Origin of the sequence: Pasteurella testudinis DSM 23072 (assembly GCF_900176075.1) — a bacterium.
GTDB lineage: Bacteria > Pseudomonadota > Gammaproteobacteria > Enterobacterales > Pasteurellaceae > Chelonobacter > Chelonobacter testudinis.
This window is the reverse complement of record NZ_FWWV01000068.1, coordinates 75,711-94,942: the sequence shown is the minus strand read 5'-3', so window position 1 is coordinate 94,942 and position 19,232 is coordinate 75,711. Positions and strand designations below refer to the sequence as shown.

The window sequence follows — 19,232 nt, the reverse complement described above, 5'->3', positions numbered from 1 at the left end:
ACCGGGATGCCGCGCTCAAAAGGTAAATATTGACGCAACCACGCCAAATGATATTCCCCGAACCGTTTAATGTCCGTCCAACCTTCCGCACCGGAAATGACGGCGCTCATGGTCAGAAAAATGATTTCAAGAAAAGGATATTTTTGGTTGATATCTTTACGCGGGTCTTCCAATTGACCGAAAAAGCGGAATAAGTCCATGACGTTACCTTGTATTTTAACGTATTAAAGGCTTATTAGATCATATTTTGAGGAAAAGTGCGATCTTGCCCTGCACTCAGGCTCAGATTCCTTGACTTCAATAAACTCTCTCATTAATATTATTGAGTCTTTAAGTTGTTCTGTATTGAATCTTGAATTATTTGTGTTTTCTGGATGGTGTATCTGATGTCTTATATACTCAGTTAAAGTTAGATTAAAGTTACTTATATTCCCATTCTTATTCTGTTTATTATACGGCATTGTATCTTTATCTGATTTGAATTCTTGTAACCATCCTTGTAATTCAATAAAACCATATAGTTCATTATGATATTCTTCAGTAATTTCTCCAAACGCAATATAGTTCACTTCATTTAACGATGGATAATGTAGCTGTCCAGGTTCGACTCTAGAAATTTGTTTTTCTGATTTTTCATCTTTGAGTAGCCTTAAATTTGAAAAATCTAGCCTTTTTACAATGTTGGGACTATGAGTTGTTAAAAGAATTTGTGTTTTATCTAGTTTTGATAATTCTTTTAATGATTCGATTAATTTACACTGATTGTTGGTATGTTGTGATGTTTCTGGTTCTTCAATTGCATAGATAACATTTGCATTTTCGTTATTCTCTGCGCGTCTTTCAGCTTCAGCTCTAAAGAAATTTAGTAATATTAATCTTCTTACCCCACTACCTCTTTTATTTATAGGTATGTTTTCATCGCCTGAAATCGAAACATTTTTAAACACATCTTGCCATTTTAAATCTTTTGATAACGGGATGACCGGATTCAAAGTATTTGCAATATCAGGATCCATTTCTCTAATCTTTTCTAATGTTCTTGATGATACTTCCTCAATTCTTTTTCTTACTAAATCAGCGATTTCTGATAGGCTTTCTTGTAAGCTTCCATCATTTATTATTTGCTTAACCGCTTCCTTCAGAGGATCTTGAATTTCACTGTCGGTATCACTATTTTTTCTATCTGACTGAAAAAGCGAATAAACGGGAAGATACATAAATAATTTGTCCCAAATCTTTTTCGCATCTTCTTTAGTAACATCTAATTCTACTTCATCCAACTGCAATTCATCAGAATATTTCCCCCACAATGCTTTTCTCATTGAAGAATTGATACTCAGATCGTCGCATTCAATGTCTTCCTCTTTTATCATTTTCTTTAAATCAGTATTTTTCTTTAAATAAAGATCTGAGCATTTTGGATTACTAGGATGGTATGCTTTTAGAAATGTCTTGGCTGATCCCCCATTTTGATATTTTTTAATTACTTCTAGTTCCCCATTTTTGTTCAAGAGAAACTCGTCACTCAACTTAGTACTTACAGTTGAATCAATTACTACAAATTCTGGAAGGTCTCCAAAACAAACTGAAATTACTGTTTCATTGTCTCCACTTTTCGAAACTGAAGTATTAACATCAGTCTTATCAATTTTAATTGTGCCTTTGCTTTCATTTAAGAATATATCCAAGGCTTCTAAGATAGTTGACTTTCCAACATCATTTTTACCAACAACTACAGTTAAGTCGTCAAACATAATTTCAGTTTCACTACTGTAACCTCTAAAATTCTTAATTTTCATTGAGTTAATTTTCATTTATTTATCCCTACTTACAACATTTTTAATCATCGTAATAATATCGTCGGACTGTAACTGCTTTTCAAATGATACATTGATTCCATTTTCTGCTAATGTTTCAAAAAACTTTTTAGCTGATTGTATCCTTAGTTTTTCTTCCTCACGAAGTGAAGAGTCTTTCTTGATGCCCTTGGTTTCAACAATAAAGTTAAGCATCAACTCATCGTCTTTTTTCAGCACATACATAAAGTCAGGACTGGTTGTACCACCAAAGTAGAGAGGTACTTGAATACTCTTTCTTGGAATTTTTCCAAATACAACTACTTCATCGATATTACTGCGCTCAATGCTCTCTTTTTCTTTAGGACTGTCATATACAACTTTGTCATATAAGAATTTATCAGGAACAGTAGCATAATCATCTTTAATTACTCCAACAGTACCTTGAACTATCGTTTCCTTTGGTTCACCATTTAAATCGGTAAGAGCGGTCTCTTTGGCGTCAATATTCAATGCCTTGTATGAGAAACGCTTATTAAACGCTTTTTCGAACCAATCTTGGAAGGCAATAATAAATTTCGATAAAGTCTCTTTATTGAAGAATGATTTCTTAATAGTTTTTTCCTTGCTATACTCGCAAAGTGCATTATGGAATATTTGGATTGGTAAACTTGTCGCTTTCTGAACTCTTGTCAAAAACTCGTTATACGGAATAACTTCTTCAATAACGAAGTAATCATTTTGCCCTTCTTCAATTACCATACTGCCATCTCTAGAAGTGAGTCTTTGCTCAATGGTTGTGGCAATGATTTGTCCAAAGATATTAGAATTCAGAATATCCAAAGTCGCATTGAATAATTCATCATCAGAGATTTGATCCAAACTCAAGTAATATTTGCTATTGATTTTATTCCAGAGTTCTTTAATCTCTATAAAACGTTCTTTGCGAATTGATACTGTTCCACTTTGATTTTTAGTTTTGTCAATAACCTTACCTTGTTCAACTCCGACTCTAAACTCTGGATATTGCACAAAGAAATCATCTTGCTTTTCTTGATTGATATTTCCTTCCACATCTACAAATCCACCAATAAGAAGTCTACCAAACAATTCGTTTTCTTCCATACCACGATCTTTTGCAACCTTTGGAAGAAGTGCCTTGATTGAACTACTTGTAGCAGTGACTTCAGAATTAATTTCATTACGCAAATCTTCTGCAAAACCTTGTTCAGAATAGTCATGAAGATAGGTTAAGTAAAACTGTTCATCCGATACACGATTGCCAAACTCATCAACCGGAAGTCTCAATCCACGACCAACTTCTTGTAGTTTGCTGATTTCAGAACCACTGGAACGAAGCTTGGCAATTTGGAAAACATTAGGGTTATCCCAACCTTCTCTTAATGTCCATTTAGAAAAGATAAACCGCCTCGTATTCCAGTTCCCATTGTCATCTTTGAAAGATAAGAGACTCTGTTTATCTCTTAGGATTTGGTCAACTTCCTTTTGAATATCTTCATCAGCTTTTGAGTTATCCTCAGCAAAATATCCACCATTGGTATTTGAAATATCACTGATAGAAGCATTCAAATACTCAACGTATTCTTGGTAAATTGGATTTTCTGAATTGTTGTAATCATTTATTTCATCCTCTAGCGCTGACATGAGAAGTTCTTGAAATTCTAATCTTAACTTTCCTTCAGATTCTTCACCTCTATAGGAAGCAACACTGTCAATGAAGAACAGGGAAAGGGTCTTAATTTTGCGTTCTCTAAAGAAGTTTTCACGTTCTTGCTCAATATGATTTTTAATCGCTTTTTGCATCATCAAATTTTGATAGGTGCTACCATAAATACCAGCATAAATCTGATCACCTTTAGCTATCACTTGACCATTAGAAAGTTCTACACCTTTGGCAATACCTTCATCTTCAAATTTACCAATAGACTCGACACTGATTCCATGAAACTCTTCATCAATCACAGAAAGTGATTCTCCAACTAGAAGCGTATGGCTAGAACCAGTTTTTTCATTACGAAAAACACATGACTTTGGTCTTGCGATTGTATCCATCAATTTGATTTTGGTTTCATTCAAACTCTCTTGAGCAATCATTTGAGTTGCAACACCCTTAACCAGATTGTCATTGAATGCTTCACATGACCCCAAATTAAAAATCAGGTTATTGTAGTCTTTCTTACCAGTCGTACTATTTTCCGGGAAAGTAGCACCAAAACGTATCACACATTGAGGTTTAATTCTTTCAATGAGTGCCTTATACGCTTTATTCTCCACTTTAAACTTATGAGGTTCGTCAATAATGACAATCGGTCTAGTAGAAGCTAAAGTATCATATGGCTTTGTAAATGTACCAAACAGAGTCTGGTCGTAATCATTATCCATCGTCTTTTTTGAAAGAAGCATACCACTACTCATTAACAATGCATTGATTCTATTCTTTTCAAGACGAGCTCCTCTCCCAAAGTCAGAAATAGCTTGAGGAAACATCTTTCTTCCTTTTGTCTTTTTTTGAGGATTTAGTACAGAAAGAGAAATTGCTCTGCCTGGATAAAGGTCTGAAAAATGTTGTTTGGAATAATCTGCTTCAATAAAGCTACGTGTTCCTTCCTTTATCGGAGTTGTCGGTACTAACAAAATAAACTTATAGAAACCATATCGTTTATTTAGCTCGTACATAAGCCTTGTATAGCAGTAGGTCTTTCCTGTGCCTGTTTCCATACGAATATCAATCCCAAGCACGTTATCGTCTCTCTTTGTGCGATAGGTTCTTGGAATGGCTTTATGTTCATCATCACCAGACTGAATCGCTTTTATATTCTCTTTAATTACATCATCATTAAGGTTAAAAACAGGGTTCTGGTGTATTTCCGTTCCTTCATGAAATCCAACTCCTTCGAAAACCCTAGAAGCAGCTTCAAGGCAAGCCGTTTGGTGAGGTAATATGCTAAGTTTAATTGCCATATTAATACCTCTCAATAACTTCAACAGACTTATTGTTACGAAGGTTTTTAATGTTTTTCTTTAATTCATGCATCACACTAAACTCAATAGAATACGGATAAACAACAACTCGATTGATATCTAATTCCATTGTCTCTAGTCGTTTAACCAACTCCATAACATCTTCTGTGTGAAGTCCTTCATTGATGATGTAAAAAGAATCTTGATATAAGTCAGCCTTGTAGTCATTCAAAGCATAAGATGTCGTTTCAGCTGTCAATCCATAACCATCTTCATTTAACCAAGTGGCAAGAATAGAGTTCTTTCCAGACGCTTTATCCGTATCAAATACGCTGACCATATCTTCTGTTAGGAATGTTCCGACAGGATCAAAATCAATCATTTTATTAAGTGTATCTTGTTTTACAGGCTCTAATTTAAAAGTCTTAAAGCCATAATCAATTTCTGCTCCAGTATCTTCCTGAATCTTCTTAGCAGCACGTCTAATACGTTCACGACCAATCTCATCAATCGTTCTATAACCTGCTTGATAAGCTGGTTTATCTTCTTTAATAACTTCTGGAAGTTGAACCATGATGTATTTTCTATTTCCACCATCCTCAGCATTCAATTGCATAACAGCATGAGCCGTGGTTGCTGAACCAGAGAAGAAGTCAAGGACTGTCGAGTTCTCATCTGTTGTCCATCCAACAATGCTATTAATTAATTTTGTAGGCTTAGGAAAATCAAAAAAATCTCCGTTTAATAAACTAAGAACCTCATCACTTCCCGTTTTTGTACTACCCATATTTGAAAAAACAGTTGGAGGATTTATTACGCTACGTTCTTTTTCATATCGTAATATTCCATTTCCATTGAAATAGAAAGATATTACTTTTTGCCCCTTTGTATCGAATGTTTCTTCTCCTGAAAACCAATTTTTCATCTGCGTTTTCATAGCATATCCTGCACTAATAACAACATCATACTTTAATTTACCTTGATAACATTCCATAATTCCTTCTCTTAGTGTCATAGACTCACTACCACCCCATGAACCATGAAACTCAGTTCCTTCAGGTGCATCCCATCTAGTTCCCGCAGGAAACCTAAATGTGCTTTCAGGATTTTTCACACTAATTTTTTTTAACGCAGAATGTTCAATAATTCCTGTTCCTCCAGAAAAATTATCGACCATAGTTTTGTTTTTGAAATAACAAAGTATATTTTCATGCGCTCTTACAAAGTGCCCTGCTTGTGTCCCTGTTCCTAATGACCAAATTAACTCTGATACAAAATTTTCTTCCCCAAATATCTCATCACAAGCCATTTTCAAATTTGCTTGCTCATTATCATCAATACTAATGAAAATGACCCCATCCTCACTCAACAACTCTCTAGCAAGAATAAGTCTTGGGTACATAAAAGTAAGCCAAGCAGAGTGGGAGCTTTTACCTGCAAGGTTCAAAATTCTATCTGCCTCTTCTTCCTCAATACCTATTGCTTTTGAAAGTTCTTTTGCATCAAATTTAAAATTATCTGGATAAACAAATCCGTCTAAACCTGTGTTGTAGGGTGGATCGATATAAATACATTTAATCTTTCCAGAGTATGAGTTGAGAAGATGTTTAAGTGCATCTAGGTTATCTCCTATGATATAAAGATTTTCACTCCCTTTATTTTCTGGTTTTGCATTATCTTCTTCAAGAGGTGCTACGAATGTTTCTGTTGCTGTTGAGCTTAGGTATCTCGAATAAGACTTTCCTAAGAACTTCAATTCATATCCTTCTTTGGACAGAACAACATCATTGCTCTTCAACATTTCATTAAATCTATCTTGTAAAAACTGCCCAGACTCATCAAAAAACTGAGGAAATGTAGCTTTTAGCGTTTCTATTTCCTTGGTATTTGGTTGAACAGTTTCATTACCTAATATCTGATCTCTTATCATTTCCTCTACCTCACCTTATTTACTAGACTTTGAATCAAGTCATTATCTTCTATCTTTGTAATCCCAAAGCTTTTCTTGCCTGCATCTTTGATGGATGCGCCAATATGATATACCTCCACATCATCGATGATAAGGAACCTATCGTGAAAGTCATTCATAGTTTTGACGGATAACTTTGGATATTGAGCATTAAATTTCGTTACATCTTGCGCTGTTAAACTACCTTTTCCTGCAGTTACTATCAAGACGTCAACACCTGTGTTTTTCTTACATAGCATGTTGAGGGTGTTTATATCAACATAGTTGTCAATCAGTGTAAGCTTGGTCTTTGCTTTCTTTATCAAGTCCACAATTAAGCTAAAAGCATCGTAAATTTGTCCATCAAAGAATATGTTTTGCTTCACTTCCGTTTGACTTGCAATGTAGTTAAAGACTTTTTCAAACTTCTGATCTGTTTCAAGTTGCTTGAGTTCCATTCTGTCCATTCGTTCAAATAGGGAAGCATTGCTTATCAAGAAACGACGCATTTCAACGAAAGCATCCATAATTTGAATACTCACTTTTACTGCTATATCACTTCTTAAAACTGCAGACAACATGGCTATCCCTTGCTCAGTGAAGACATAAGGTAGATATCTTCTACCTCCATGAGCTTCATCTAAACTTGAGGTCACAAATTGTGATCTCAAGTTTTGGAATTCTTCTTCCGTTAATCGAAATCTAAAATGATTAGGAAATCTATTTTCATTTCTCTTTACTGCTTGATTAAAAACTCTTGTTTCAACTTGGTACAGTTTTGCTAAGTCACTATCTACCATCACTTGTTTACCACGAATGGTGTATATCAAGTTTTGTATTTGATTATCTTCAACAAGAACGAGAGAATTATCTTTCGTCATAGGTTCCTCCAGTTTCTGCTACTTGTAGCTTTTCATTACCTTTTTTATATTCAACAATATCGCCAATATTACAATTCAAAGCGTCACAGATTTTTCCAAGCACATCCATACTAACGACTTGATTTTTACCAAGCCTAGCGGAAGTTGCAGAAGAAACACCTATCATTAGACGCAGGTCTTCTTTTTTCATTTTCTTTTTCGCAAGTAACTTCCAGAGTTTTTCATAGCTAAAATTGGACATGTTTAACGTTCACTTTCGGAAAAATTGTTCTTTATAATCCTAAAGATTAGTATATCATAAATTCAATCCGCTTATAGGTGAAATTAGTCGATTTATATCGATTTAATTTCCGTATTTATTTCGATTAAGATTTCTTAGTTCTACCAAGTAGTAGAGAATGGATATCAAATATTTCTCGTGATAAATTTTCAATTTGATCTTTCATATTTTGAATATCATCTTTGTAGATAACAGCCGTTTGATTTAGGCTTCCAGTAACTCTGCCTAGTAGTCCTTGAATTTCATTAAACGGCTTTAAATCGACATAATATATCTCTTTTTCTGCTACACATTTTCTAATGAAAATGCTTATATTCTTACACTTTGCAAGTTGCTTCTTTTTCTTCATCTGTAAGATAAATTTTTAGTTGATTTTTTCTAAGTCTATTCTCCATGCATTCGTTCTCCTTTTTTATAGTGGGGTCTTAGGGTTCGCCCTAACAAGGAAATAAGAGCAGCATATTTCAAGCCTACTTTTGGGGCTGCGGTCAGAAAGTATATGTTTGCTCTTTCGTAAGTGTCCGTACACTTACTGTGCTTGCTATTAAAGTTAATGCAAAAGATATTGAAACCTCCGCTTTTTACTTTTAACGCTTATGATGACTAGTACAGAAGAGAAGTGGTTAACGATATTTTTCTGAGAGTTTGAAAAAGTCCACTACCGCTACCTCACTACCTTTTAATCTCGATAGCAAAGTAGTGGTAGCGAAGGTTTTATAAACTTTTAAAATGGTAAATCGTCTTGATTAACTTCTTGCGTTGTTTGAAGTCACCTATAGAACTTTTTACTGACACGAACAATATTATCAATGGTAACTTTACGACTTTTAATCGATGGATCAATAACCCAAATACCTGCCATTTCATTTTCCATCAACTCAGCAAATACTTTCTCATTGGTCTCTGGATATCGACTGGTAAACTCTGCTGAACATAGAACATCTTTATTATCGGATTGAGAGTCCTTCCATTCCATGAAATCCAAGAAGTTTTGAACATGTCGATTTTCACTCTTGTGAGTTTAAATGACGTGTGCTAAATCATCCCTTAATTCTTTTGGTAACGTAAAATCATATGTATGATTTTGATAAATCTGTACTGCTTGAGCCACTGCTCCTTTGAAGTCTTTCTCAACAATTCTGTGATAGTCTTCTCTTGAAAGTGAATCAAGAATTGGAAATTTTTCAGCATCATAGAACACAGGTAATTTGACCGATGCAGCAATTAGAAATTATGAACTCGGTAATCGTTCACCAACGAAAGATCAACTACAAATGATTGCAGAAGCACTTCAGTGCGACATTTCAGCTTTAGTCGACCACAAACCAATATCGAATACTGAAATCTATCAAATTGTTTTTGATTATGAAAAAGACATGAAATTCAGACCAGTTGTTGAAGCAGGAACTACCAGTCTTATCTCAGATAATCCTGATTTTTCTGATTTTTCTGATTTTTCTGATTTTTTAATTGAATGGGATGAGAAAGAAACACTACAATGGAGAAATGTCTGATCAAGAACTAGAAGACTGGAAGCTATCCTATCCAAAAAAGAGTCGATTCACAAAAAAATAAACACGAAAAAAGACCGTAACATTTAAGCTACGGTCTTTCGTTTTTCATTCAAATGTAAGCCACTGTACTCAATTCTTGGAATTATTCTTTTGGGCAAGCTGTCCCAATTTTGTCCCAGTTAGCGTTTTTCATGCTCTAAAACCCACTGTTTAAGCCATTTTATAGGTTTACTCGTTTATTCCCACTCAATCGTTGCCGGCGGTTTGCCGGAAATATCATATACTACGCGCGAAATGCCGTTGACTTCGTTGATGATGCGGTTGGAAATTTTTCCCAGCAGATCATACGGTAAATGCGCCCAGTGTGCAGTCATAAAGTCGATGGTTTCCACGGCACGGATTGAAACAACCCAGTCATATTTACGCCCGTCGCCCATCACGCCGACCGATTTCACCGGCAGAAATACGGTAAAGGCTTGGCTGACTTTATGATACCAATCGGCGTTATGTAATTCTTCGATAAAAATCGCATCGGCACGACGCAGAATATCACAATACTCTTTTTTCACCTCGCCCAACACACGCACACCCAAGCCCGGCCCCGGGAACGGGTGGCGATAAAGCATTTCATAAGGCAAGCCTAACGCCAAGCCGATTTTGCGCACTTCGTCTTTAAACAGCTCTTTTAACGGCTCGACCAAGCCTAACTGCATATAATCCGGCAATCCACCGACATTGTGGTGTGATTTAATCACATGAGCCTTGCCGGTTTTCGAAGCGGCGGATTCAATCACATCGGGATAAATCGTACCTTGCGCCAGCCATTTGACGTTGGCTTGTTTATGCGACTCTTCATCGAATACATCGACAAACACTTTACCGATCACTTTGCGTTTTGCTTCCGGATCGGATACGCCTGCCAGTTCGTTGAGAAAACGATCTTCGGCATTAACATGAATAATATTCAAACCGAATTTATCGCCGAACATCTCCATCACTTGTTCCGCTTCGTTTAAACGCAACAAGCCGTTATCGACAAACACACAATGCAGGTTTTTGCCAATCGCGCGGTGCAATAAAAGTGCGGTCACGGAAGAGTCCACACCACCGGACAAGCCCAAAATCACTTCGTCATCGCCCACCTGCTGCTTAATCCGCGCCACCGCGTCTTCGATAATATTGTCTGCTGTCCACTGAGTGGCACAACCGCAAATGCCGACCACAAAATTAGTCAATAATTCCAAACCGCTCTTGGTATGGGTTACTTCCGGGTGAAACTGCACGCCGTAAAAACGTTTCTCTTTATTCGCCATTGCGGCAATCGGGCAGGAGTCGGTGGCGGCGGAAATTTCAAAGTGCGGTGGTACTTTGGTCACTTTATCGCCGTGGCTCATCCACACGTCCAATAACGGCTGCTGTTGTGATGACAAGGCATTTTGTAAATCTTTAAACAATGGGCTGGACTGCACCACTTCAACCGCCGCATAACCGAACTCACGGTGATCGGACGTTTCGGTCAAACCGCCCAGTTGCATTGCTATAGTCTGCATGCCGTAGCAAATTCCCAACACCGGCACACCGGCATTGAACACATATTCCGGTGCGCGCGGGCTGTTGTCTTCGGTGGTGCTTTCCGGGCCACCGGACAAAATAATCCCGCTCGGATTAAACTCGCGGATATCTCGCTCGGAAACGTCCCACGCCCACAGTTCGCAGTACACCCCGATTTCACGCACCCGACGGGCGATCAGTTGGGTATATTGCGAACCGAAGTCCAAAATCAAAATTTTATGTTGGTGAATGTTGTTCATTTAAGTTCTCTTAATAAATTATTTATTTTTACACTCGGTGATGGTAAAAAACCGCACTTTGAACATTACCCCATTCGATAATTCGGCGCTTCTTTGGTGATCGTCACATCGTGTACATGGCTTTCTTTGATGCCTGCGCCGCTGATTTTGACAAATTCCGCTTTGGTGCGCAGTTCTTCAATGGTAGCGCAGCCGGTTAAGCCCATGCATGAACGCAAGCCGCCCATTTGTTGGTGGATAATTTCTTTCAGGAAGCCTTTGTACGGAATGCGCCCTTCAATGCCTTCCGGCACGAGCTTATCGGCGGCATTATCGGATTGAAAATAGCGGTCGGACGAACCTTTGGTCATCGCTCCCAACGATCCCATACCGCGATACGCCTTGAACGCTCTGCCTTGATACAATTCGATTTCGCCCGGCGCTTCTTCCGTACCGGCAAACATCGACCCCATCATCACACAGGACGCACCGGCGGCAATCGCTTTTGCCAAATCGCCCGAATAGCGGATACCGCCGTCGGCAATCACCGGAATACCGCGCCCTTGCAGCGCTTCCGCCGCATCGGCAATCGCGGTGATTTGCGGCACGCCGACACCGGTGACGATACGGGTGGTGCAAATCGATCCCGGACCGATCCCGACTTTCACCGCACTTGCACCGGCATCCGCCAACGCAATCGCACCGGCAGCAGTGGCAACGTTGCCGGCGACAATCGCCAAATCCGGATATTTGGCACGGGTTTCACGCACCCGCTCCAGCACGCCTTCGGAATGGCCGTGCGAAGAATCGATCAGCAACACATCGACACCGGCTTCCACCAGCGCATCAATCCGAGCTTCATTGCCCGGCGCTGCGCCGACCGCCGCGCCGACACGCAAACGCCCCAGTTTGTCTTTACAGGCATTCGGTTTGCTCTCGGCTTTTTGGTAATCTTTCAGCGTGATCATACCGACCAGTTTAAACGCATCATTGACCACCAACACTTTTTCAATACGGTGGGCGTGCATTAACGAAAACGCTTCTTCGCGCGCCTCATTCTCTTTCACTGTGACCAACCGCTCTTTCGGTGTCATCACCGAGGTTACCGGACGATCCAAATCGGTGACAAAACGCACGTCACGACCGGTGACAATCCCGACCAAATCGCCGCTTTCCGTTGTGACCGGATAACCGGCAAAACCGTTTTTCTTGCTTAATTCCGCCAACGCACGCAAAGTCATATCCGGACGCACGGTAATCGGATCGGAAACGATACCGCTTTCGAATTTTTTCACTTTGCGCACCCGATCCGCTTGGCGTTCAATGCTCATGTTTTTATGGATAAAGCCGATGCCGCCCTCTTGTGCTAGGGAAATCGCCAGTTTTGCTTCGGTGACAGTATCCATCGCCGCCGATAAAACCGGAATATTCAAACGGATGTCTTGGGTTAATTGAGTGGATAAATCTGCCGTATTCGGCAAGACGGTGGAATGGGCAGGAAGCAGTAGCACATCATCAAAAGTCAGCGCTTCTTTAGCGATTCTCAGCATTGCAATATCTCTCTTTTTTGAAGGGGTGGAAAAGTAAAGGTAAAAATATTGCGCTTGGATTATACAGATCTTCCTTCGGCTTGTGAATTTTTTTATCCGTTATTTTGTCTTTTTTATCGCCGCTTTTTGCCGCCGAACAGGCAAATATTGCAAGCCGGTGCGGATTGCCGTAGGATTGTTGCGATTTGATTATTAAGGATAAAATTATGCGTTACGACAAAATGAGCGCCTTTATTGTGATGGATATCGTGCGCGAGGCCGCCAAATACCCGAATGCCATTCATTTTGAAATCGGGCAGCCCGACCTGCCGCCGTCGCCAAAAGTCAAAGCGGCGTTGCAAAGTGCGGTCGCCGCCGATCAATTCAGTTATACCGAAAGCCTGGGCTTACCGGCGCTGCGCGAAAAAATCTGCCGCTACTATCAAGACACTTATCAAATAGAGATTTCGCCGCAACGGGTATTATTGACACCGGGCACCAGCGGTGCATTTTTGATTGCTTATGCGCTGACGTTGGCAAAAGGCGAAAAATTGGGGCTGACCGATCCCTCGTATCCGTGCTACAAAAACTTTGCCTATATGATGGAAGTCGAACCGCACTTTATGCCGGTCGACAAAAGCAGTTGCTATCAATTAACCGTGCCCCAATTGCAAGCACAGCATGAAAAAATTCGAGCCTTACAGATTTCTTCACCGGCAAACCCGACCGGCAATATCTACACCGCCGAAAGCCTGCAAGCGCTAAATACATATTGCCGCCAACATGACATCGCCTTTATTTCCGACGAACTGTATCACGGACTGGTTTACGAACAGCAAGCGGCCACCGCACTGCAATTCAATCCCGATGCGTATGTGATCAACGGTTTTTCCAAATATTTCTGTATGCCGGGCGCACGTTTGGGCTGGATTATCGTGCCGGAGCACAAGGTGCGCGAAGCGGAAATTATCGCGCAAAATATCTTTATCTGCGCCCCGACCTTGAGCCAATACGGTGCATTAGCCGCATTTGATAACGCGTATTTAGCCCAAATCCAAACCACTTTCCGCCAACGACGGGATTATCTGTATAACGAATTAAAACAGCTGTTTACCATCGAATTCAAACCGCAAGGCGCGTTTTATCTGTGGGCGGACGTATCGCGTTACACCGACGACAGCTATCAATTTGCCAAAGAAATGCTAGCTGAAATCCAAGTCGCCACCACCCCGGGAATCGATTTCGGCAACAACGGCACGCATCATTACCTGCGTTTCGCCTACACCCGTGACATCGAACATATGCGCAAAGGCATAGCACGCTTGAAAGCGTGGTTGAAAAACAGAGAAAAATCCCGCTAAGAAGAAAAAATAAAGGATAGTCATCGCTACCCTTTGTTTATTATGTGCTGTTTATTATGCGTTGTTTATTATGCGTTGTTTATTATGCGTTATTCTTAAAACCGAACATCCGTTTCAAGGTGTTGTCTTTATCGATCACATGGTGTTTCAGCGCGCCGGCGATGTGTAGCAAAATGGCGGCGGTCATAATTGGCAGCAAGCTCTTATGCACCGCATTGGCAGAGCCGGCCAAAGCGGCGTTTAACACTTCGCGTTTGCCGTCCACCAAGTTGGCAGATACTAAATCCAAACCGAACAGTTGCAAACCGTGTCCGCCGGCGTAAGACATCAACATACCTGAGATTGGGAAAGCCAATGTGCCTAAAATCAAGATCCAGTGGATCAATTTCGCCAACGCTTGTTCCCAACCGCTATGCTTGCCGGCCGGTTGCGGCCAGCCGTTCTTCCAACGCCACAACACACGGATCACGATAAAAATGAAGATAAAAATCCCCAACGATTTATGGGTAGGATACAAACCGTAACTGGCGGTTTCGCCCATGTACACGCCCAGCGCCATCAAACCGATAATAAAAATAGCGATCAGCCAGTGCAAAGAGAGCGTAATATGCGAAAAACGCTCACGGGTATCTTTCATTTTTGAAGACATAACTTAGTTCCTGTGTTAATAAAAAGTAAATTCGGCGCTCATTATAATGGCTTTTCGCACAAAATATAGCAAAATTTACTTAAGAAAAACTTAAGTTTTGCCTATTTATCCATCATGATTTTAACCACTTTACCGATCACCGCCCCTTGTCTGAAGCGGATCAGCAACTCTTGGTTCAGCTGTAACCGGCTGCTGTCGACGATCGCTTTGCCCTGTGAATCTTGCGTAATAGAGTAACCGCGCGCCAGCACATTCAACGGACTGAGGTTATTTAAATTGGAGCACAATTCCGCTAAGCGATGACGATTGTTGATCATGTTACGCTCTAACAAACTCTGCAACCGCACTTGTTGTTGCCGTAACCGTTGCTGCTGCTGTCCGATACGGTACGGCAGCGGATTTTGTTGCAGCCGCTGCTGCAGATTGGCATAGCGGTGCTGCTTGCGTTCCAATTGACGTTGGATCGCGCCACTTAAACGCTGTTGCAGAAAGTGGTATTGTTGCCGCTGTTGATCCAAACGACGCTGCAAGGCTTGGGTTAAGCGGGCAAGCAGCTGTCGGGTCTGTTGGCGCTGCCCTTGCAGTTGTTTGCTTGGGTGTTGGTTGGCAAGACGCAGATTCAGTTGTTCCAAACGCTGCTGTTTGCGACTGAACAGGCGGTCAAAAGCGATTTCTAAATGTTGTTGGCGGAATTGCAGCTGTTGCAGCAGTTCTTTGTGATCACGACTGACCAATTCCGCTGCGGCTGATGGTGTCGGCGCACGCAGATCGGCGGTAAAATCGGCAATCGTCACATCGGTTTCATGCCCGACTGCACTGATAATCGGAATGGAAGACGCAAAAATCGCCCTTGCCACCGCTTCTTCGTTAAAGCACCACAGATCTTCCAACGAACCACCGCCGCGCCCGACGATCAGCACGTCCACCTCTTGTCGGGCGTTGGCAAGTTCGATCATCTGTACGATCTCCGCAACCGCTTCTTTTCCCTGCACTTGGCTGGGATAAATCACCACTTCCAAACTCGGATCGCGCCGCTGCAAGACGTGCAAAATATCCTGCAATGCCGCACCGCTCTTTGAGGTGACAATGCCGATACGACGGTTAAAGTGCGGTATGGCTTTTTTTATCTGCTGGGCAAACAGTCCTTCCGCCGCCAGTTTCTGTTTCAGTTGTTCAAACTGCTGCTGCAACAAACCGTCACCTGCCGGTTGCATGCTGTCGATAATCAGTTGGTAATCGCCGCGCGGTTCATACAAGCTGACCGAGCCGCGCACCAGCACTTGCATGCCGTTTTGCGGACGAAAGCCGACCCGCATATTTTTCATGCGGAACATGGCACAACGCAGCTGTGCGTTTTCGTCTTTCAGACTGAGATACCAATGCCCCGACACCGGTTGGCTGAAGTTGGAAATTTCGCCGGTGAGCCAGATATGCCCAAGCGATCCTTCCAATAACAAGCGCGCAGTTTGATTCAGTTGACTGACGGAATAGATATTTTCTTGCATGGGGTTACCGTTGTTGTTTGTTTTTTTATCACTACCGTTCCAACACCAACCAACCATTTTCCAGCCAACTGCACAGCGAATCTAACAACACTTCCTCTGCCATTTCATCGTCTAAATCCGCGACATAACCTTGCAACGTTTGCCAATCCAACACTGCGCCGTTGGCGAGATCTTTTAATACCGCACTTTCCAATTCGCTTAACTCGTCCAGCCACTCACCGTTGACATACAACGCAAACGGCTGCTCGGTGTAAAGGATCTTACTGTTGCTGTCCTGCTGAATCGTCGCGCCGTCTTGCAACATCTCGCTCAATTCTTCCGGATAAAATTCATCATCCGATTGCAATAGCTCATAACGACGGCTGCTGACCGCACTTGCCAGCGCGTGTTGGAACAGTTGATCGAATTGTGGCGATTGGCTGAGATAATCCAACAACTGCCGCTTCATAGTTTGCACCATCGCCGAATCCAGCTTTGCCAACGGTTGCACATTCGGCGACAAGCGCAACGGAATATTCAGTTCCGCCGGATTAAAGTGCGGTGTCGGGTGGCAAATCGCGTCATTGATATTGTCAATCAAATCGGCTAAATTCGGATAACGTAAACCGAAAGAGACGGTTAAACAATCGTCCTGCGCCACGCCGTAATGCGACAAACGCGACGGCACATACAGTACATCGCCCGGCTGCATCACTTCGTCCAACAATAATTCGCCCATCTCATCAAAAATGCGGATCGGTTGGTTCGGTTTGAATTCGGTGCTCGGATCGCACCATTTGCCTAACTGCCAACGGCGATGTCCGTAAGCCTGCACCAAAAACACATCGTATTCATCATAATGCCGCCCGACCGAACCGCCTTGCGGCGCATAAGAGACCATAATATCGTCCCGTTGCCATTGCGGAATAAAACCGAACGCTTGCCACAATTCACCCAATTCCGGCGACCATTGTTCTAAATTTTGGACTAATACCGACCATTGCTCAGGCAGATTATTAAAATCTTTTTTGGCAAGCGGACTGGTTTTCAAGGTCCAACATTCTTCGCCGTCGGTATTGATTTCCGTTTTCAGCAAGCGCGCGGTCACGTCCTCTTGCTGTGCCAAGTCGATAATATCCTGCGGTTCGAACAAGCCGACAATTTGCGGCAAGCCGTTTTTGATTAACAAAGGTTTTTTCTGCCAGTATTCCGTAAGAAACTGCTCGGCACTGATTTCATTTGGGAGACAATAGGCAATTTTTGACATCGGATTATCCTTTTATTGAGTCGGAAGTAGAAGTGGATTCGGCACTGGACCGCACTTTTTTGGCTTGTTCTTTTGCCTGTTCTTTGGCTTCGCTACGTTGCTGTTTTTCTTGTACTTTTTGTGCCAGTTGTTCCTGTTTTTGCTGTTCCGCCCGTTTGCGGCGGATCTCTTTCGGATCAGCCAGCAACGGGCGGTAAATCTCAATCCGATCGCCGTCTTGTAACACATCGGTCAATTTTGCCAAGCGGCTGAAAATGCCAACCGTATTGGTGCGCAGATCGATCTCGCTATATTGTTGCAAAATTCCCGACTGCAAAATCGCATTTTGGATTATCGTGCCCGCCTCGACCTGATAACTTTGCAAAAAATAGCTATTTGGCAAGGCATACGCAATTTGAATATTGATTTTTTCAGCCACCGTACACCTCTTTTGCGCGCGTTTTAAAGGCGTCGATCATTTTCGTCGTCAATTGTTCAAAAATTTTGCCAAATACGGCACTGAGCAACGCACTGGAAAATTCAAATTCCAATTTTAAGCGAATATAGCAAGATCGTTCATCAACTTCATCAAACTGCCAATAACCTTGTAAAAAACGAAACGGGCCGTCGACCAACTGCATATTGATCTGTTTATTCGGTTGCATGGTGTTGCGCGTGGTGAATTGTTGGCTAATTCCGGCTTTGCTGATCACCAGCTGCGCGGTCAATTCGTTTTCCTTGCGGGTCAACGTTTGGCTGGAAACGCAGCCCGGCAGAAATTCGGGATATTGTTGATAATTATTAACCAGTTGGTACATTTGCTCGGCACTGTAGCCCACCAACGCAGCTTGATTAACGGACGGCATGACATTCCTAGTTATTGCGATAAATAATCTGCGTAATATACGCCAAGCAGGGGGCAAGATCAAACTGGAGACGCTACCAATCTAAAGAATAACTATCGCTAATTTAATCGGTTCAAAAATCACTTTTTTAAGATTAACAAACATCAACAGATCCTAATAATAAAAGCATCGTTGCGCTTGACATCCCCCCCCCTTAAAGTAGGATAACAAAACCGTTTATTTTCTTCTTTAAGGGATCATTATGCAACAAAATAAATCACAACAAATCCTAAAAATGCTCAACCAAGTTAATTGGGTTTATCGTATCCTATTTTGGGTTATTATTGCTTTCTTTGGTTTAATTGTGGTCGAGAATTTTATCAAAGATTTGACCAATGGAATTATTACCTTAATCATCTCTATTTTTATCGCCTTGTTCTTAATTAAATTGGTATTCGGTATTATCAATTTAACCTACGCCAATCTACAATATACTCGTTGTCTAAAATTAATGAATAAACAACTTAGAGAATCCGGCATTTCCACCACCTTATCGCAGCAATCAAAAGTGCCTCCTAGCCTTTTTGCCATTGATACCATCAACAAATTACTGTTTATCAATAACCAACAGACTGATTATGAACCGCTTATCTTTGATAAAGAAAAGTTAATTTCCGCAAAAGTGGAACGTGAATCAACCGTTCACACCACGACGAAGCATAAAGGCAGTGTCGCCGTATTTGGCTCATCATTTGGTTATAACTTCGGCAGTAAATCAACTTCCACCAGCCATATTACTGAAACTGCTTTTTTAGAGTTGCAATATTTAACCGAGCAGAAAACCAGTCTTACCCTTGTTATTCCATATGGCGGCAATCGCCGTGGCGCAGAAGAAGCATTGAATACCATTCAACAATTCTAAAATGG

Annotated in this window: 17 protein-coding genes and 1 pseudogene; 3 read left to right on the top strand and 15 right to left on the bottom strand. The window is 41.2% G+C overall.

Annotated features, from left to right (window positions below):
- The 8 genes from B8880_RS13680 to B8880_RS13645 form a co-directional block, all read right to left on the bottom strand.
- On the bottom strand, positions 1–200 hold a 200-nt coding region (locus B8880_RS13680; protein ID WP_143933449.1), incomplete at its 3' end, for a transposase family protein.
- Between the two features lie 24 nt (positions 201–224).
- On the bottom strand, positions 225–1,814 hold the full coding sequence (locus tag B8880_RS13675; protein ID WP_084258127.1) for an ATP-binding protein: 1,590 nt from the start codon (positions 1,812–1,814) through the stop codon (positions 225–227).
- Positions 1,815–4,778, bottom strand: coding sequence for a type III restriction-modification system endonuclease (locus B8880_RS13670; RefSeq protein WP_084258126.1), 2,964 nt, complete (start codon positions 4,776–4,778; stop codon positions 1,815–1,817). It lies immediately after the preceding gene.
- 1 nt (position 4,779) lies between these two features.
- Positions 4,780–6,708: a site-specific DNA-methyltransferase gene (locus B8880_RS13665; RefSeq protein WP_084258125.1), complete on the bottom strand. Its 1,929-nt coding sequence runs from the start codon at positions 6,706–6,708 to the stop codon at positions 4,780–4,782.
- A gap of 5 nt (positions 6,709–6,713) precedes the next feature.
- The gene (locus B8880_RS13660) at positions 6,714–7,607 is read right to left on the bottom strand and encodes an ORF6N domain-containing protein (protein WP_084258124.1); all 894 of its coding nucleotides are present in this window, start codon (positions 7,605–7,607) and stop codon (positions 6,714–6,716) included.
- Positions 7,594–7,848: a helix-turn-helix domain-containing protein gene (locus B8880_RS13655; protein ID WP_084258123.1), complete on the bottom strand. Its 255-nt coding sequence runs from the start codon at positions 7,846–7,848 to the stop codon at positions 7,594–7,596. The genes B8880_RS13660 and B8880_RS13655 overlap by 14 nt, the downstream gene beginning before the upstream one ends.
- A 124-nt stretch (positions 7,849–7,972) precedes the next feature.
- On the bottom strand, positions 7,973–8,236 hold the full coding sequence (locus B8880_RS13650; protein ID WP_425273004.1) for a plasmid mobilization relaxosome protein MobC: 264 nt from the start codon (positions 8,234–8,236) through the stop codon (positions 7,973–7,975).
- Positions 8,237–8,656: 420 nt separating this feature from the next.
- Positions 8,657–8,863, bottom strand: a complete 207-nt coding sequence (locus B8880_RS13645) for a hypothetical protein (protein ID WP_084258122.1) — start codon at positions 8,861–8,863, stop codon at positions 8,657–8,659.
- Positions 8,864–9,095: 232 nt separating this feature from the next.
- Here B8880_RS13645 and B8880_RS13640 point away from each other — a divergent pair, with 232 nt between their 5' ends.
- Positions 9,096–9,401 (top strand): helix-turn-helix domain-containing protein, encoded by a 306-nt coding sequence (locus tag B8880_RS13640; protein ID WP_244165653.1) that lies wholly within the window; start codon positions 9,096–9,098, stop codon positions 9,399–9,401.
- 236 nt (positions 9,402–9,637) lie between these two features.
- On the opposite strand, the gene guaA is transcribed toward B8880_RS13640, so the two are convergent.
- Together guaA and guaB are read right to left on the bottom strand one after the other, a co-directional pair.
- Entirely contained in the window at positions 9,638–11,212 is a 1,575-nt protein-coding gene (guaA, locus tag B8880_RS13635) for a glutamine-hydrolyzing GMP synthase (RefSeq protein ID WP_084258121.1), read from the bottom strand.
- A 65-nt stretch (positions 11,213–11,277) separates the two neighbouring features.
- Positions 11,278–12,741 carry an IMP dehydrogenase gene (guaB, locus tag B8880_RS13630; RefSeq protein ID WP_084258120.1) on the bottom strand — a complete coding sequence of 488 codons (1,464 nt, stop codon included), beginning with the start codon at positions 12,739–12,741 and terminating at the stop codon, positions 11,278–11,280.
- 206 nt (positions 12,742–12,947) lie between these two features.
- On the opposite strand from guaB, the gene B8880_RS13625 reads away from it, so the two are divergent.
- Positions 12,948–14,081, top strand: coding sequence for an aminotransferase class I/II-fold pyridoxal phosphate-dependent enzyme (locus tag B8880_RS13625; protein WP_084258119.1), 1,134 nt, complete (start codon positions 12,948–12,950; stop codon positions 14,079–14,081).
- Between the two features lie 82 nt (positions 14,082–14,163).
- Here B8880_RS13625 and B8880_RS13620 read toward each other — a convergent pair whose 3' ends face one another.
- The 5 genes and pseudogenes from B8880_RS13620 to B8880_RS13600 all read right to left on the bottom strand — a co-directional run bounded on the left by B8880_RS13620 (position 14,164) and on the right by B8880_RS13600 (position 18,326).
- Entirely contained in the window at positions 14,164–14,730 is a 567-nt protein-coding gene (locus B8880_RS13620; RefSeq protein WP_208610925.1) for a cytochrome b, read from the bottom strand.
- Between the two features lie 101 nt (positions 14,731–14,831).
- A complete protein-coding gene (gene xseA / locus B8880_RS13615; RefSeq protein WP_084258118.1) occupies positions 14,832–16,235 on the bottom strand; it encodes an exodeoxyribonuclease VII large subunit in 1,404 nt (467 codons plus the stop codon).
- Positions 16,236–16,266: 31 nt separating this feature from the next.
- Complete coding sequence (locus B8880_RS13610) at positions 16,267–17,481, bottom strand: ribosomal protein uL16 3-hydroxylase (protein WP_084258117.1); 1,215 nt, start codon at positions 17,479–17,481, stop codon at positions 16,267–16,269.
- A gap of 127 nt (positions 17,482–17,608) precedes the next feature.
- Positions 17,609–17,899, bottom strand: a pseudogene (locus tag B8880_RS13605) (RnfH family protein); the annotation flags it as partial.
- Complete coding sequence (locus tag B8880_RS13600) at positions 17,892–18,326, bottom strand: type II toxin-antitoxin system RatA family toxin (RefSeq protein WP_084258115.1); 435 nt, start codon at positions 18,324–18,326, stop codon at positions 17,892–17,894. The pseudogene B8880_RS13605 and the gene B8880_RS13600, both read right to left, overlap by 8 nt.
- Positions 18,327–18,567: 241 nt before the next feature.
- On the opposite strand from B8880_RS13600, the gene B8880_RS13595 reads away from it, so the two are divergent.
- Positions 18,568–19,227 carry a hypothetical protein gene (locus B8880_RS13595; protein WP_084258114.1) on the top strand — a complete coding sequence of 220 codons (660 nt, stop codon included), beginning with the start codon at positions 18,568–18,570 and terminating at the stop codon, positions 19,225–19,227.
- Positions 19,228–19,232 lie beyond the last annotated feature (5 nt).